At 65.4% G+C, this 14,125-nt stretch carries 17 protein-coding genes; 9 read left to right on the top strand and 8 right to left on the bottom strand.

The window, feature by feature from the left end:
* Positions 1–82: 82 nt before the first annotated feature.
* Positions 83–1,414 carry an NAD(P)/FAD-dependent oxidoreductase gene (locus V7S54_RS17570; RefSeq protein WP_065375455.1) on the bottom strand — a complete coding sequence of 444 codons (1,332 nt, stop codon included), beginning with the start codon at positions 1,412–1,414 and terminating at the stop codon, positions 83–85.
* Between the two features lie 182 nt (positions 1,415–1,596).
* Between V7S54_RS17570 and V7S54_RS17565 the strand changes: the two genes are divergently transcribed.
* Complete coding sequence (locus V7S54_RS17565; protein WP_065375491.1) at positions 1,597–1,995, top strand: winged helix-turn-helix domain-containing protein; 399 nt, start codon at positions 1,597–1,599, stop codon at positions 1,993–1,995.
* On the opposite strand, the gene modC is transcribed toward V7S54_RS17565, so the two are convergent.
* The 3 genes from modC to modA form a co-directional block, all read right to left on the bottom strand.
* Positions 1,992–3,065 (bottom strand): molybdenum ABC transporter ATP-binding protein, encoded by a 1,074-nt coding sequence (gene modC, locus V7S54_RS17560; RefSeq protein ID WP_065375454.1) that lies wholly within the window; start codon positions 3,063–3,065, stop codon positions 1,992–1,994. The genes V7S54_RS17565 and modC overlap by 4 nt on opposite strands.
* Entirely contained in the window at positions 3,062–3,763 is a 702-nt protein-coding gene (modB, locus tag V7S54_RS17555; RefSeq protein ID WP_065375453.1) for a molybdate ABC transporter permease subunit, read from the bottom strand. Before modB ends, modC begins: the two co-directional genes overlap by 4 nt.
* 167 nt (positions 3,764–3,930) lie before the next feature.
* Positions 3,931–4,722, bottom strand: a complete 792-nt coding sequence (modA, locus tag V7S54_RS17550; RefSeq protein WP_065375452.1) for a molybdate ABC transporter substrate-binding protein — start codon at positions 4,720–4,722, stop codon at positions 3,931–3,933.
* 226 nt (positions 4,723–4,948) lie between these two features.
* On the opposite strand from modA, the gene ung reads away from it, so the two are divergent.
* The 6 genes from ung to V7S54_RS17520 all read left to right on the top strand — a co-directional run bounded on the left by ung (position 4,949) and on the right by V7S54_RS17520 (position 10,130).
* The gene (gene ung, locus V7S54_RS17545) at positions 4,949–5,656 is read left to right on the top strand and encodes a uracil-DNA glycosylase (protein WP_065375451.1); all 708 of its coding nucleotides are present in this window, start codon (positions 4,949–4,951) and stop codon (positions 5,654–5,656) included.
* Positions 5,657–5,751: 95 nt separating this feature from the next.
* A complete protein-coding gene (gene cobF, locus V7S54_RS17540; RefSeq protein ID WP_065375450.1) occupies positions 5,752–6,522 on the top strand; it encodes a precorrin-6A synthase (deacetylating) in 771 nt (256 codons plus the stop codon).
* 110 nt (positions 6,523–6,632) lie between these two features.
* Positions 6,633–8,000, top strand: a complete 1,368-nt coding sequence (gene cobG, locus V7S54_RS17535) for a precorrin-3B synthase (RefSeq protein WP_065375490.1) — start codon at positions 6,633–6,635, stop codon at positions 7,998–8,000.
* Between the two features lie 2 nt (positions 8,001–8,002).
* Positions 8,003–8,635 (top strand): precorrin-8X methylmutase, encoded by a 633-nt coding sequence (locus tag V7S54_RS17530; RefSeq protein WP_065375449.1) that lies wholly within the window; start codon positions 8,003–8,005, stop codon positions 8,633–8,635.
* Positions 8,632–9,369, top strand: a complete 738-nt coding sequence (locus tag V7S54_RS17525; RefSeq protein WP_065375448.1) for a precorrin-2 C(20)-methyltransferase — start codon at positions 8,632–8,634, stop codon at positions 9,367–9,369. Before V7S54_RS17530 ends, V7S54_RS17525 begins: the two co-directional genes overlap by 4 nt.
* The gene (locus tag V7S54_RS17520) at positions 9,366–10,130 is read left to right on the top strand and encodes a precorrin-3B C(17)-methyltransferase (RefSeq protein ID WP_065375447.1); all 765 of its coding nucleotides are present in this window, start codon (positions 9,366–9,368) and stop codon (positions 10,128–10,130) included. Before V7S54_RS17525 ends, V7S54_RS17520 begins: the two co-directional genes overlap by 4 nt.
* On the opposite strand, the gene V7S54_RS17515 is transcribed toward V7S54_RS17520, so the two are convergent.
* Positions 10,109–10,894 (bottom strand): cobalt-precorrin-6A reductase, encoded by a 786-nt coding sequence (locus tag V7S54_RS17515; RefSeq protein ID WP_065375446.1) that lies wholly within the window; start codon positions 10,892–10,894, stop codon positions 10,109–10,111. The two genes, V7S54_RS17520 and V7S54_RS17515, sit on opposite strands and share 22 nt — an antisense overlap.
* Here V7S54_RS17515 and V7S54_RS17510 point away from each other — a divergent pair.
* Both V7S54_RS17510 and cobM read left to right on the top strand, forming a co-directional pair.
* A complete protein-coding gene (locus tag V7S54_RS17510; RefSeq protein ID WP_065375445.1) occupies positions 10,863–12,104 on the top strand; it encodes a bifunctional cobalt-precorrin-7 (C(5))-methyltransferase/cobalt-precorrin-6B (C(15))-methyltransferase in 1,242 nt (413 codons plus the stop codon). The genes V7S54_RS17515 and V7S54_RS17510 overlap by 32 nt on opposite strands.
* A gap of 68 nt (positions 12,105–12,172) precedes the next feature.
* Complete coding sequence (cobM, locus tag V7S54_RS17505; protein WP_065375444.1) at positions 12,173–12,934, top strand: precorrin-4 C(11)-methyltransferase; 762 nt, start codon at positions 12,173–12,175, stop codon at positions 12,932–12,934.
* A gap of 57 nt (positions 12,935–12,991) precedes the next feature.
* Here cobM and mnhG read toward each other — a convergent pair whose 3' ends face one another.
* The 3 genes from mnhG to V7S54_RS17490 are packed head-to-tail and all read right to left on the bottom strand — an operon-like array spanning position 12,992 to position 14,123.
* Positions 12,992–13,363 carry a monovalent cation/H(+) antiporter subunit G gene (gene mnhG / locus V7S54_RS17500; protein WP_065375443.1) on the bottom strand — a complete coding sequence of 124 codons (372 nt, stop codon included), beginning with the start codon at positions 13,361–13,363 and terminating at the stop codon, positions 12,992–12,994.
* Entirely contained in the window at positions 13,360–13,641 is a 282-nt protein-coding gene (locus V7S54_RS17495) for a K+/H+ antiporter subunit F (protein ID WP_057254530.1), read from the bottom strand. The genes mnhG and V7S54_RS17495 overlap by 4 nt, the downstream gene beginning before the upstream one ends.
* A complete protein-coding gene (locus V7S54_RS17490) occupies positions 13,638–14,123 on the bottom strand; it encodes a Na+/H+ antiporter subunit E (RefSeq protein ID WP_057254531.1) in 486 nt (161 codons plus the stop codon). The genes V7S54_RS17495 and V7S54_RS17490 overlap by 4 nt, the downstream gene beginning before the upstream one ends.
* Positions 14,124–14,125: the final 2 nt, after the last annotated feature.

The raw sequence follows: 14,125 nt of genomic DNA, 5'->3' as shown, positions 1-14,125 counted from the left end.
GTGCGCTCACGCGTTGTGTTGCGCATGGCCTTGCCGGTCGCTGCTTGTAATTTTCTTTCGCGGGCGTTTCGCCGTACGGCGATCAAACCGGCGGGGCGATCGTAATCGGCGTCCCGTCGAGGAAGCGCGAGAGCCGGAATGGGGTGGGGTCGACGACCGGTTTATCTCCGGTCACGAGATCCGCAACGAGATGCCCGGCGCCCGGTCCGATGCCGAAACCGTGGCCCGAAAATCCGGTCGCGATGATCAGTCCTGGAACGCCTTCTGCCGCTGAAATCACCGGAACGGCATCCGGCGTCACGTCGATCAGGCCGGCCCAGATCTGCTGCACCTTGGCCTCACGCAGAAACGGGAAGGCTTTTGCGGCGGCGTCGAGAGCATGAAGTGCGCGGCGGGAATCCGGGTTGGGATCGAGCACGCGGTGGCGCTCGAAGGCGCCCGGGCGATCGAGCGGGACGGCGCCGATTTGGAACAGCTCGTTCCAGCTCTGGGCGCTGAGACCCACCTGCACCGCCTCGCCTTCCGCCTTTCGCGCCGGCTGGAAATCGCGGAAGAACGCGAAGCTGTCGGGCACGATCGCGTGCAGATTGGCCGCGCCATCGGCAATCGTGTAGCCGCCGTCGAACCGCTTGCGGTAGGCGTAAGTTGCGGTTGCTCCGGCGCCTTCCGGTCCCCCGGAAGCCGGGCCGGTTCTCAAGACCGTGTTGCGCACTTTCAGTTGCGGCAGGCGGATGCCGAGGCTCTTGAGGAACAGTCGCGACCAAGCACCGCCGGCGACGACGACCATCGAAGTTTCGATGCGCCCCTTCTCGGTCACAACAGCGGAGATCCGCCCGCCTGCCCGCTCGACGCCGCGCACGGCGCAGCCCGTGAAGATGCGTGCCCCGGCGCGGCGAGCACCGGCGACGATCGCGGGCACGACCTTTTGCGGTTCTGCCCGGCCGTCGCTTGGGGTGAAGAGCGCACCTTCATAGCGAAGGGCGGCGCCCGGCATTGCCGCCGCGGTCGCATCGGCGCCAAGCTGCCGACTGTCGACGCCATAGGGTTTGGCCATCGCGAGCCAGGCATCGCGGTTGGCGGCATCACGTTCATTCTCGGAGATGTAGAGAATGCCGCTGCGGCGAAAGCCGGTTTCGCTGCCGACACGGGCGTCGAGTGTATCCCAGATCTTCAACGCCTCGATCGCCAGCGGGATCTCGCGCTCGTCGCGGCCCATGACCCGCACCCAGCCCCAGTTGCGGCTCGACTGCTCCGCTCCCGGCATGCCTTTTTCGCAAAGCACGACATCGATGCCGCGTTCGGCGAGGAAGAGGGCCGTGCTGACGCCGATGATACCGCCACCGACGATGACGACATCGGCCTTGGCGGGCAGGGCGGTATCGGTGGTGATCGGGTCGAGTGTCGGGCCTGGCATGGGGGAAGCGCTTTCGGATGGGTGTCGGGCCATCGGTGCATGCGGAAGCTTCGAGATCAAGACCCGTAAACTGGCCCTTCTTTCGTGGCGCACAGTTTGTCGGCCGCCTTCGTTCGGGAAACTCGTCCAGTCAGCGCCGGGCGGACTTCCGGTTTGCTCGGGGAGCTTCTATGCTCGCCCGCATGAGTGAGAGCCGCCCCGATCTTCGCCCCGTCCTGCGCATCGATTTCCCGCCCGCCGACCGGCTCGGCCGCGGCAAGATCATGCTGCTCGAACTGATCCGCGAGACCGGGTCGATCTCCGCGGCCGGCCGGGCGATGGACATGTCCTATCGGCGCGCCTGGCTACTGGTCGATGCCTTGAACCGGATGTTCAGCGAGCCTTCGGTCGAATCGCAGCGCGGCGGCAAGCAGGGCGGCGGGGCGCTGGTGACACCTTTCGGCGAAACGTTGATCCGACGTTACCGCGAGATGGAGGAAAAAACGCAAGCCGCGATCGCGGAGGATCTTGCCTGGCTCGAATCCGTTCGCGGCAACAATGCACCGTCGGGTACGGACGAGGTCGCTGCTAAGAAAATCTAGTGATCGATCGCCACGGACTTGATGACGGCATAGACGGTTCTGCCAGGAACAAGCTGCAGCGCGTCGCGCGAAAAGCGGGTGATGCGGGCGGCAATCGTCGCATCGCCGCAAGTCACCCTGACATCGACGCTGCCGTCTTCCTCCGTCGCGATCGCAAGGATGCGCCCTTCGAGCACGTTGAGCGCGCTGATCTCCACCGGCCTGGTCGTCGCCAGCATCACGTCGCGCGCGGCGATATGCAGGCGAAGCTTGCTGCCGGGTGTCGCGCTGACGCTCGCAATGCGCAGCCGTTCCCGTCCGACCCGGACCGTCGTCAACTCGTGGGACGGATCGGTTCCCTCGACCTCGCCTTCCAGCAGGACACCGGCCTCGCGCCGGCCGGTGGCAAGCGTCGCGGCGGGCGCGCTCAACACTTCGGCAGCCGCACCCGATGCGGTGACCCGGCCGTTTTCGAGTACCACCACACGGCGCGCCAGCCGGGCGACTTCGCCGACGGAATGGCTGACATAAACGATCGGGATGCCGGCATCGTCACGCAGCCGTTCGAGATAGGGCAGGATCTCGGCCTTGCGCGCCTCGTCGAGTGCGGCGAGCGGTTCGTCCATCAGAAGCAGACGGGGTGCTGCCAGCAACGCGCGGCCGATCGCGACGCGCTGCTTCTCGCCACCGGACAGGGCCGAAGGGCTGCGTTCGAGCAGATGGTCGATGCCGAGCATGTCGACGATGCGGGCAAAGTCGCCACCGGCGCCGCTCTTGCCGGCGAACCAACGGCCATAGGCGAGATTGCGGCGCACGCTCAAATGCGGAAAGAGGCGTGCTTCCTGGAAGACATAGCCGAAGCGGCGGCGATGCACCGGGGTAAAAATCCGGCGCTCGCTGTCGGCGATGACGTCGCCATCGAGCACAACGCGACCGCTTTGCGGCTTCAACAGCCCGGCGATGATGTTGATCAGCGAGGTCTTGCCCGAGCCGGAGCGACCGAACAGCGCCGTAACGCCGCCGTCCGAGGTGAAGGCGGCATCGAGCGAGAAGTTGCCGAACTGGTGGCGGGCTTCGACGGTGAGGCTCATTGGGCAGCCACCCGGCGCGCGGCGAAGGTCGCCAGCAGTTCGGAGAAGATGAGCGCGGCCATCGAAATGATGATCGAAATGATCGTCAGCCGCATGGCACCGGCATCGCCGCCCGGCACTTGGGTGAAGGTGTAGATCGCAGACGAAAGCGTCTGAGTCTCACCGGGGATGTTGGAGACGAAGGTGATCGTCGCGCCGAACTCGCCCATCGCCTTGGCAAAGGCGATGATCATGCCGGCAATGATGCCGGGCATGATCAGCGGCAGGGTGACGGTGGCAAAGACCCAGAGCGGGCTGGCGCCGAGCGTGGTCGCTGCGTCCTCCAGCTTGCGGTCCACCGCTTCGATCGACAGGCGGATGCTGCGCACCATCAGCGGAAAGGCCATGACCGCGCAGGCAAGGGCCGCGCCGGTCCAGCGGAAGGAGAAGACCAGGCCGAAGTAGTCGGCAAAGAAGGCGCCGAGCGGTCCGCGCCTGCCGAAGAGCAGGAGCAGAAGAAAGCCGGTAACGACCGGCGGCAGGATCAGCGGCAGGTGAACGAGACCGTTCAGAAGCGTCTTGCCCCAGAAACGGCCGCGGGCGAGCAGCATGGCGATGGCGAGCGCGAAGGGCAGGCTGCAGATCATTGCGACGGTTGCGACGCGCAGGCTCAGCATGATCGCCGTCCATTCCGCATCGCTCACTGCAAGCCAGTCCAACAGATGTCGCTCCCCGATACGAGGCCGGTGGGATGTGGCTTTCCGCCTGCGTCCGCCCCAGCCTATGACAAATGATTGCGTCGCCCGCGTTTGGGCGCGGGCGACGCGTGACGATAGATGCTTCGCCTGCCTCTGGACAGCCGAGATCCACCGTCTTTTCAGGCCGATTACTTGAGGACGGTGAAGCCCTGCTTTTCGAAGAGGGCGGCTGCCTTCGCCGACTTGACGAAGTCGACATAGGCGGCGGCATCCGGGCTCTTGCTCTCGGCGGTGATCGCGATCGGATAGATGATCGGCGGATGGCTGTCTTCCGGGAAGGTACCGACGACCTTCACGCCCGTGTCGGCGGCCGCGTCGGTCTGGTAGACGATGCCATAGGGTGCTTCGCCGCGCGAAACGAGGAGGAGCGCCGCGCGCACGCTTTCGGCGCCGGCGACCTTAGGCTCCACGGCCTTCCAGGCGCCGAGCTTTTCAAGGGCTGCCTTGCCGTACTTGCCGGCCGGAACGGAATCGACGGCACCCATGGCGAGGCGACCATCGCCGAGGATGGCTGCCAGGTCGAAGCCCTGCTTGATATCGACGGCTGCGGCGTCGGCCTTGCCGGAAACGAGCACGATGCGGTTGCCGAGCAGGTTCGCGCGGGTGTCGTCCTTGATCAGCTTCTTTTCGGCGAGGTAGTCCATCCAGGCGAGGTCGGCAGAGATGAAGACATCGGCCGGCGCACCCTGCTCGACCTGCTTGGCGAGCGCCGAGCTTGCCGCGTAGGAAACGGTCGTTTCCTTGCCGCTTTCCTTCTGCCACTCGGCGTTGATCGCATCGAGCGCGTTCTTGAGGCTAGCGGCCGCAAAGACTGTTACCTTCTCTTCGGCGTGTGCCGATGCCGGCATGAAGGTGGTGCCGGCCCAGGCAAGGCCGAGTGTCAACACCAGGCCCTTCAGCCAGTCTCTTCTCTTGATCATCGATTTCCCTCCAACGAAGCGTGATATCTCTTAGGATACAACGATATCGCTTCCTGATTAGCGTTGTATCCATTGAAATACAATGCTCTTGCAGACGGCTAGCGCGGCGTCCGGCCCGCCCATCCGCTCCAGGCAAAAGCCGTGCAACATCCGCGATAGGGCTTGCGATGGCGGTCGGGCGGCCTAAATTGCTGGCCTCGAAGCCAGGTGATGGACCGGAGGTGCAATGGAAACGGCGGTGAAGCTCGAAGAGAGCTGGAAGGCAGCGCTGGCGCCGGAATTTTCCAGCGCCTATATGGCCGACCTGAAGCAGTTCCTCGTTGCCCAGAAGAACGAAGGCCGGCAGATCTTTCCACGCGGGCCTGAGTATTTTCGCGCCCTCGATCTGACGCCGCTCGACAAGGTGCGCGTCGTCATCCTCGGCCAGGATCCCTATCACGGCGACGGCCAGGCGCACGGGCTCTGCTTCAGCGTGCGCCCCGGTATCCGAACGCCGCCCTCGCTCGTCAACATCTACAAGGAGCTGAACACCGATCTCGGCATACCGCCCGCCAGGCACGGGTTCCTCGAAAGCTGGGCGCAACAGGGCGTGCTGCTCTTAAACAGTGTGCTGACGGTCGAGCGCGGCAATGCGGCCTCGCATCAGGGGCGCGGCTGGGAGCGGTTCACCGACGCAATCATTCGTGCCGTCAACGAGGCCGATCATCCCGTCGTCTTCATGCTCTGGGGCTCCTACGCACAGAAGAAGGCGGCCTTCGTCGATCGGTCGCGCCATCTGGTGCTGCGCGCGCCGCATCCTTCGCCCTTGTCGGCCCATTCCGGTTTTCTCGGCTGTCGGCATTTCTCCCAGGCCAATGCCTTTCTAGAGAGCAAGGGCTACGATCCGATCGACTGGCGTTTGCCGGACAATCCGGTTGTCGCCGAAATGAACTGAGGTCGGCGTTGACGTTTCCGCTGTCGCGGTGAGGTCTTGCGCCGGAGACGGCGATCCGCCAAACACGCCGAGAGAAGGCAGGCGGAGGCGAGGACATGCGCAAAATTCTGATCATCGGCATCGGTTCGGGCAATCCGGAGCATATGACGGTACAGGCGATCAATGCGCTGAACCTAGCCGACGTGCTGTTCATCCCGACCAAGGGGGCGAAGAAGACCGAGCTCGCCGAGGTGCGCCGCGACATCTGCGCCCGCTACGTGACGCGCGGCGACAGCCGCACGGTCGAATTCGCTGTGCCGGTGCGCCGCACCGAGGGCGTCAGCTACGACGGCAGCGTCGATGACTGGCACGCCCAGATTGCCGCGATCTACGAGGGGTTGCTGGCGAAGGAATTGGGTGATCAGGGGATCGGCGCGTTTCTCGTCTGGGGCGATCCGATGCTCTATGACAGCACCATCCGCATCGTCGAGCGCGTCAAGGCGCGCGGGCAGGTCGCCTTCGACTACGACGTCGTTCCGGGGATCACCAGCCTGCAGGCACTCTGCGCCAGCCACCGCATCCCACTGAACCTCGTCGGCAAGCCGGTGGAGATCACCACCGGGCGTCGGCTGCACGAGAGCTTTCCCGAAAAGAGCCAGACTTCCGTCGTGATGCTCGACGGCGAGCAGGCGTTTCAGCGGATCGACGATCCCGACGCGGAAATCTTCTGGGGCGCCTATCTTGGTACGCCGGATGAGATCGTCATATCCGGTCGCCTTGCCGAGGTGAGGGACCGGATCCTCGAAACGCGGGCGGCGGCGCGCGAGAGATTGGGCTGGATCATGGACATCTACCTGTTACGCAAGGGCGCCGACTTCGAGGAGTGAGGACGCCGGACAGACCGCGCCGTGATTGATCTCACTCAAGGTTTGCGGCTGTGTTATAGCGTCTTAAGGGGCTTCTTCAGGGAGGAGAACCTCGAGCGATGACGGATTTGATGAGCACCTGTGCCCTTCCATTGACCGGAGAAATCGATGCCAGCGCCTCGATGCGGCGCGGCGCCTGTCCGTCGCTGGCCGTCCCGATGCAGACCGGCGATGGGTTGCTCGTGCGGCTCAGGCCCGATGACGACAGCCTGACCATTCCCAAGGTCATCGCGCTTGCAGCCGCCGCCGAGACCTTCGGCAACGGCATTATCGAGATCACCGCGCGCGGAAACCTGCAGTTGCGTGGCCTGAGCGCGGCGACGGTGCCGGCGCTGGCGCAGGCGATCGGGGATGCCGAGATCATGATCGCCGAGGGCCTTGCGATCGAAGTGCCGCCATTGGCCGGTATCGATCCGACAGAGATCGCCGATCCTCGACCGATCGCCGCCGGACTCCGGGAAGCGCTGCAGGCGCGCCGGCCGTCCCTGAGGCTCGCGCCCAAATTGTCGGTCGTCATCGACGGTGGCGGACGCTTTGGTCTTGGCGCTGTGGTTGCCGACATTCGCCTCCAGGCGCTTTCGACGCACGATAGCGCTGAATGGCTGCTGTCGCTGGGCGGCACGGCAGCGAAGGGATCGATCGTCGGGACGTTTGCTGGCAACGCGGTCGTACCGGCGCTGATGACCATTCTTGAAAAATTGGCGAGCCTCGGTACGACGGCACGTGGGCGCGATCTGGACCCGGCGGAAGTCCGCGCTCTTTGTCTGTGCGAGGCATTGTCCGAATGTCCGGCAGTTCTGAGTTCGGCCTCGATGCCCGGCAGTCATGACCTCGGTGACGCCGGGGTCGTTCTTGGTCTCGGCCTTGCCTTTGCGCAGGTGGAGGCGTCCGTGCTGGCGGCCTTCCTCCATCAGGTCCAGGAGCTTGGCGCCACTGCGATCCGGCTTGCGCCGGGGCATGCCTTCTTCGTGCTTGGCCTCGGCCACGAGACCGCGGCTGTCGCCCAGAGCCTGGCGGCGGCGCATGGTTTTCGCATCGTCGAAGACGACCCGCGCAACGCGATCGCCACCTGCGCCGGCAGCAAGGGCTGCGCCTCCGCGTGGATGGAGACCAAGGGCATGGCACAAAGCCTTGTCGAGACGGCGCCCGAGCTGCTCGACGGCTCGCTTACCGTGCATCTTTCCGGCTGCGCCAAGGGCTGTGCCCGACCGAGGCCATCGGATCTGACGTTGGTCGGTGCGTCATCAGGATACGGCCTTGTCGTAAATGGGGCTGCCAATGGCTTGCCAAGCGCCTACACCGATGAGAATGGAATGGAATCCGCGCTGGCCCGCCTCGGTCGGCTGGTGCGGCAAAACAAAGACGCTGGCGAATCGGCGCAGTCCTGTCTTACACGGCTCGGAGCTGCGCGCGTCTCGGCAGCGTTCGAACAGGAATAGACATGCCTGAGTATGATTACATCCGCGATGGCAACGCCATCTACGAGCGTTCCTTCGCGATCATCCGCGCCGAGGCCGACCTTTCCGGATTCTCCGAGGAGGAAGCGGATCTGGCGGTGCGCATGGTGCATGCCTGCGGCTCCGTCGAAGCGACCAAGCAGTTCGTCTTCTCTCCCGATTTCGTGACCTCGGCCCGCGCGGCGCTCAAGGCCGGCGCACCGATCCTCTGCGACGCCGAGATGGTCGCACACGGTGTCACCCGGGCGCGGCTGCCGGCCGGCAACGAGGTGATCTGCACGCTGCGCGATCCGCGTACGCCTGAGATTGCCGCCGCGATCGGGAACACCCGCTCTGCCGCCGCGCTCAAACTCTGGAGCGAGCGTCTGGGCGGTTCGGTCGTGGCGATCGGCAACGCCCCGACGGCCCTGTTCTTCCTGCTCGAAATGCTGCGTGACGGCGCGCCGAAGCCGGCGGCGATCCTCGGCATGCCCGTCGGTTTCGTCGGTGCGGCGGAATCGAAGGATGCGCTGGCGGAAAATTCCTATGGCGTTCCCTTCGCCATCGTGCGCGGTCGCCTCGGCGGCAGCGCCATGACCGCTGCGGCGCTCAATTCGCTCGCGAGGCCGGGCCTGTGAGCGGCGCCGGCGTGGGACGCCTGATCGGCGTTGGAACCGGCCCGGGCGATCCGGAACTTTTGACGATCAAGGCGGTGAAGGCGCTGGGCGAAACCGACGTGCTTGCCTATTTCGCCAAGGCCGGGCGCAGCGGCAACGGCCGCGCGGTCGTCGAGGGCCTACTGAAGCCGGATCTCGTCGAGCTGCCGCTCTACTATCCGGTGACGACCGAGATCGACAAGGACGACGGCGCCTACAAGAGCCAGATCACCGATTTCTACAATGCATCCGCCGAAGCCGTGGCGGCGCATCTTCTCGCCGGGCGCACTGTCGCTGTCCTCAGCGAAGGCGATCCGCTGTTCTATGGCTCCTACATGCACCTGCATGTACGGTTGGCCAACCGTTTCCCGGTCGAGGTAATCCCCGGCATCACCGCCATGTCCGGTTGCTGGTCGCTTGCCGGCCTGCCGCTGGTGCAGGGCGATGACGTGCTTTCGGTGCTTCCGGGCACGATGCCCGAAGCCGAGCTTGGACGACGGCTTGGAGATACCGAAGCCGCCGTGATCATGAAGGTCGGCCGCAACCTGCCGAAGATCCGCCGGGCGCTTGCCGCCTCCGGCCGCCTCGGCCAGGCCGTCTATGTCGAGCGCGGCACGATGAAGAACGCGGCAATGACGGCGCTGGCCGAGAAGGCCGACGACGAGGCGCCCTATTTCTCGCTGGTGCTCGTGCCCGGCTGGAAGGACAGGCCATGACCGGTACACTCTATGTGGTCGGCACCGGACCGGGCAGCCCGAAGCAGATGACGCCAGAAACGGCGGAAGCCGTCGCGGCGGCGGAAGAGTTCTACGGTTACTTCCCTTATCTCGACCGACTGAACCTCAGGCCGGATCAGCTGCGCGTCGCCTCCGACAATCGCGAGGAGCTCGATCGGGCGCAGGTGGCACTGGCGCGGGCCGCGGCCGGCGCCAAGGTCTGCATGGTCTCCGGCGGCGATCCCGGTGTCTTCGCCATGGCGGCTGCCGTCTGCGAGGCGATCGACAAGGGACCGGCGGAATGGAAGTCGGTCGAACTGGTGATCACGCCCGGCGTGACCGCGATGCTCGCCGTTGCCGCCCGTATCGGCGCGCCGCTCGGCCATGATTTCTGCGCGGTGTCTCTCTCCGACAATCTGAAGCCCTGGGAAGTCATCACCCGGCGCTTGCGGCTGGCGGCGGAAGCAGGCCTCGTCATTGCGCTCTACAATCCGATCAGCAAGGCACGCCCGTGGCAACTCGGCGAAGCCTTCGAGATCCTGCGCGGTGTGCTGCCGGCAACGGTGCCGGTCATCTTCGGCCGGGCGGCCGGACGGCCGGACGAGAGGATTGCGGTGATGCCGCTCGGCGAGGCCGATGCCAACCGCGCCGATATGGCGACCTGCGTCATCATCGGCTCGCCGGAAACGCGCATCGTCGAGCGTGAAGGGCAGCCGGATCTCGTCTACACGCCGCGCTTCTATGCGGGAGCGAGCCAGTGAGCGATGCGGTCGAGTGCCTCGTCGCAACTGCCAACGGCGGGCACGTCCGTCGGTTTGCGCCGCTCGACCATGATCACCTCGATGCCGAGCCGGCGCGCCGCGGCGATCTTGCCATAGGTGGCGCTGCCGCCGCTGTTCTTGGCGACGATCACGTCGATCTTCCGGCTCTTGAGCAGCACAGCCTCGTCGGCTTCCTTGAAGGGGCCGGTCGCCAGGATCGCCTCCTGGTCGGGCAGGTTAAGCGGTGGAGTGACCGGATCGACGCTGCGGATAACGTAGCTGTGCTGCGGGGCTGCCTCGAAGTGGAAAGCCTCCTGCCGGCCAATGGCGAGGAAGACGCGGCGGCGGCGATCGCCAAGCGCGCTCACCGCTTCGACAACGCTGTCGACGGTGGTCCAGCGATCGCCGGGCAGGGGCAGCCATTCCGGTCGGCGCAGGGCAAGCAGCGGAATTCCGGTTCGTTGCGCCGCTTCGGCGGCGTTGTGCGATATGCGCGCGGCAAAGGGATGCGTGGCGTCGACCAGCAGGGCGATGTTTTCGTCGCGCAGGAAGTGCGCCAGCCCATCGGCGCCGCCGAAACCGCCGATGCGCGTCTTGACCGGCTGCGGCCGCGGGTCGGCGGTACGACCGGCAAGCGAGATTGCGGTGTCGTAGCGGGCGTCTTCGGCCAATCGGCTCGCCAGTTCGCGCGCCTCGGTGGTGCCGCCCAATATCAGAATGCGAGGTTTTTCCATGGCTGACGTGTCGAACAGCGAACCCGCCATCGTCTCCCCCTGGCTGACCGTCATCGGTATCGGTGAAGATGGTGTAGCGGGTCTCGGCGACGAGGCCAAGCGGTTGATCGCCGAGGCACCCGTCGTCTATGGCGGTCATCGCCACCTGGAGCTCGCCGCTCCCCTTATCACGGGCGAGGCTCATCATTGGCAGAGCCCGCTCGAGCGCTCGGTGGTGGAAATCGTCGGTCGCCGTGGCACACCTGTCGTGGTGCTTGCCTCGGGCGACCCATTCTTCTTCGGCGTCGGCGTGACGCTGGCGCGCCGTATCGCGTCTGCCGAGATCCGCACGCTCCCCGCACCGTCCTCGATCAGCCTTGCCGCCTCACGGCTAGGCTGGGCCTTGCAGGATGCGACGCTTGTCTCAGTGCATGGACGCCCGCTCGATCTGGTGCGACCGCATTTGCATCCGGGTGCGCGTGTGCTGACGTTGACGTCGGACGGAGCTGGTCCGCGGGATCTTGCCGAGCTGCTGGTCGCCAGCGGTTTCGGTCAGTCGCGGCTGACGGTTCTGGAGGCGCTTGGTGGCGCCGGCGAGCGGGTGACGACGCAGATCGCCTCGCGTTTCATGCTCGGCCTCGTGCACCCCTTGAATGTCTGCGCCATCGAGGTCACGGCCGACGAGGGCGCGCGCATCCTGCCGCTTGCGGCCGGCCGCGACGACGCGCTGTTCGAACATGACGGGCAGATCACCAAGCGCGAGGTCAGGGCTCTGACACTGTCAGCACTGGCGCCGCGCAAGGGCGAACTGCTCTGGGATATCGGCGGCGGCTCCGGCTCGATCGGTATCGAATGGATGCTCGCCGACCCGACTATGCGCGCGATCTCTATCGAAGTGTCGCCGGAGCGTGCGGCCCGCATCGGCCGCAATGCGACGATGTTCGGTGTGCCAGGGCTGGCGGTGGTCGAAGGTGAAGCGCCGGCCGCCCTTGCCGGCCTGCCGCAGCCCGATGCGATCTTCATCGGCGGCGGCGGCAGCGAAGCCGGCGTGATGGAGGCGGCGATCGCGGCGCTCGGGCCTGGTGGACGTCTGGTCGCCAACGCGGTGACAACGGACATGGAAGCGGTGCTGCTCGATCACCACGCGCGGTTCGGCGGCTCGCTGATCCGCATCGATATCGCCAGGGCCGGCCCAGTCGGCGCAATGACCGGCTGGCGGCCGGCCATGCCGGTGACCCAGTGGTCCTGGATGAAGAGCTAGAGCAATACCAGCAAAACTGCGAAGCGGTTTTGCGTCCGGAACTGCGTGAAACAAAGAGAGAGCTAGATATGACGGTACATTTCATCGGCGCCGGTCCGGGTGCTGCGGACCTGATCACGGTGCGCGGTCGCGACCTGATCGGGCGTTGCCCGGTCTGCCTCTATGCCGGCTCGATCGTTTCGCCGGAGCTGCTGCAGTATTGCCCGCCGGGTGCGCGTATCGTCGATACCGCGCCGATGTCGCTGGACGAAATCGAGGCGGAATATGTGAAGGCAGCTGCCGAAGGCCTCGACGTGGCGCGGCTCCATTCTGGCGACCTCTCGGTTTGGAGTGCGGTGGCCGAGCAGATCCGAAGGCTGGAGAAGCACGGCATCGCCTACACGATGACGCCGGGCGTGCCGTCCTTTGCCGCCGCTGCCTCAGCCCTTGGCCGCGAGCTCACGATCCCGGCGGTTGCCCAGAGCCTGGTGCTGACCCGCGTTTCGGGCCGTGCCTCGCCGATGCCGAACAGCGAAACGCTTTCCGCCTTCGGCGCCACCGGCGCGACGCTGGCGATCCATCTCGCCATCCACGCGCTCCACCAGGTGGTCGAGGAACTGACGCCGCTTTATGGCGCCGATTGCCCTGTTGCTATCGTCGTCAAAGCCTCCTGGCCGGACGAGCGCGTGGTGCGTGGCACGCTCGGGGACATCGCCGCCAAGGTGGCGGAAGAGCCGATCGAGCGCACGGCGCTGATCTTCGTCGGTCCGGGGCTCGAAGCCTCCGATTTCCGCGAGAGTTCGCTCTACGATCCCGCCTATCAGCGACGGTTCAGGGGCCGCGGCGAATAGGCCGGGTCGCTTCAGGACCCTGTCGCCGGCTTTCCCCGTCGTTGCGCAGGCTGAAACCTACTCTGCCGGTTCTTCGCGCGGCGGACGCTGCTTGAGCGGCACGCCGCGCTTTTCTTCGACGCGGTCGCGGTAAAGTGCTGCCTGCCCGAGCAGCATCAGCGTCATCGGTGTGGTGACGAGAACGAAGACGATGATCAGGATTTCGTGGAACACCCAGCGGCTCTGCAGCACGGCGAAGCAGATGATCGAGGCTGTGCAGATCAGCAGCACGCCGCCGCTGGTTGCCAGCGTCGGCGCATGCAGCCGTTCGTAAAAGCTGGTAAACCGCAGCAGGCCGACCGAGCCGATCAGCGCTATGGCAGCGCCCAGAACCGTGAGCCCGCAGACCAGAATGGCCGCCCAGACGGGAAGGTCGGTGACATGGCTCATTCGATGATCTCCCCGCGCATCAGGAACTTGCCGAAGGCGATCGACGAAACGAAACCGATCAGCGCGACGATCAACGCCGATTCGAAATAGATCGAGTTTGCCGTGCGGATGCCGAAGGTGAGCAGCATCAGCATGGCGTTGATGTAGAGCGTGTCGAGGCCGAGGATGCGGTCCTGGGCGCGCGGTCCTCTCACCATGCGGTAGAAGGCGAAGGCCATCGCCAGGCCGAGCATGATCTGGGCAATCAGGATCGACCAGATGATCGTGAGTTCCATCATCCGAATATCTCCTTCAAGGCGGCCTCGTAGCGCTTGACCGTATCGATCCAAACGCGCTCGTTCTCCATGTCGAGCACATGGAAGAGCAGGGATTTGCGCAGGCGGTCGTATTCGAGCCAGGCCGTTCCCGGCGTCGCCGTCATGACGCAGGCGAGCAGCGCCAGGGCATTTTCGTCATCGAGATCGATATCGACGGTCAGGAAGCCGGAATTCGGCGGTCTGCGTCGGCCCCTTAGAATGACGGCAGCGACGGCCAGGTTGGATCGGATGATGTCGAGCGCAATGGTAAAGCCGAAACGCAGCATCAGCAGGACCCGCCGCGGGTGCGAACGGGCGAGACCGAGCTTGAGCGTCACCCAGCCGAGACCGGTGGCAAGCACGGAACCCATGAGGATCGTGCCGGGGGCGACCGACTGATTGAGCAGCAGCCAGATGGCGAGCAAACCGGCCGAAAGAAGCGGATAGGGAAACCAGGTGCGCATCG

Origin of the sequence: Ensifer sp. CCNWLY38 (assembly GCF_037120565.1) — a bacterium.
Lineage (GTDB): Bacteria > Pseudomonadota > Alphaproteobacteria > Rhizobiales > Rhizobiaceae > Ensifer > Ensifer adhaerens_H.
This window is presented reverse-complemented; position numbering and strand designations above follow the sequence as displayed.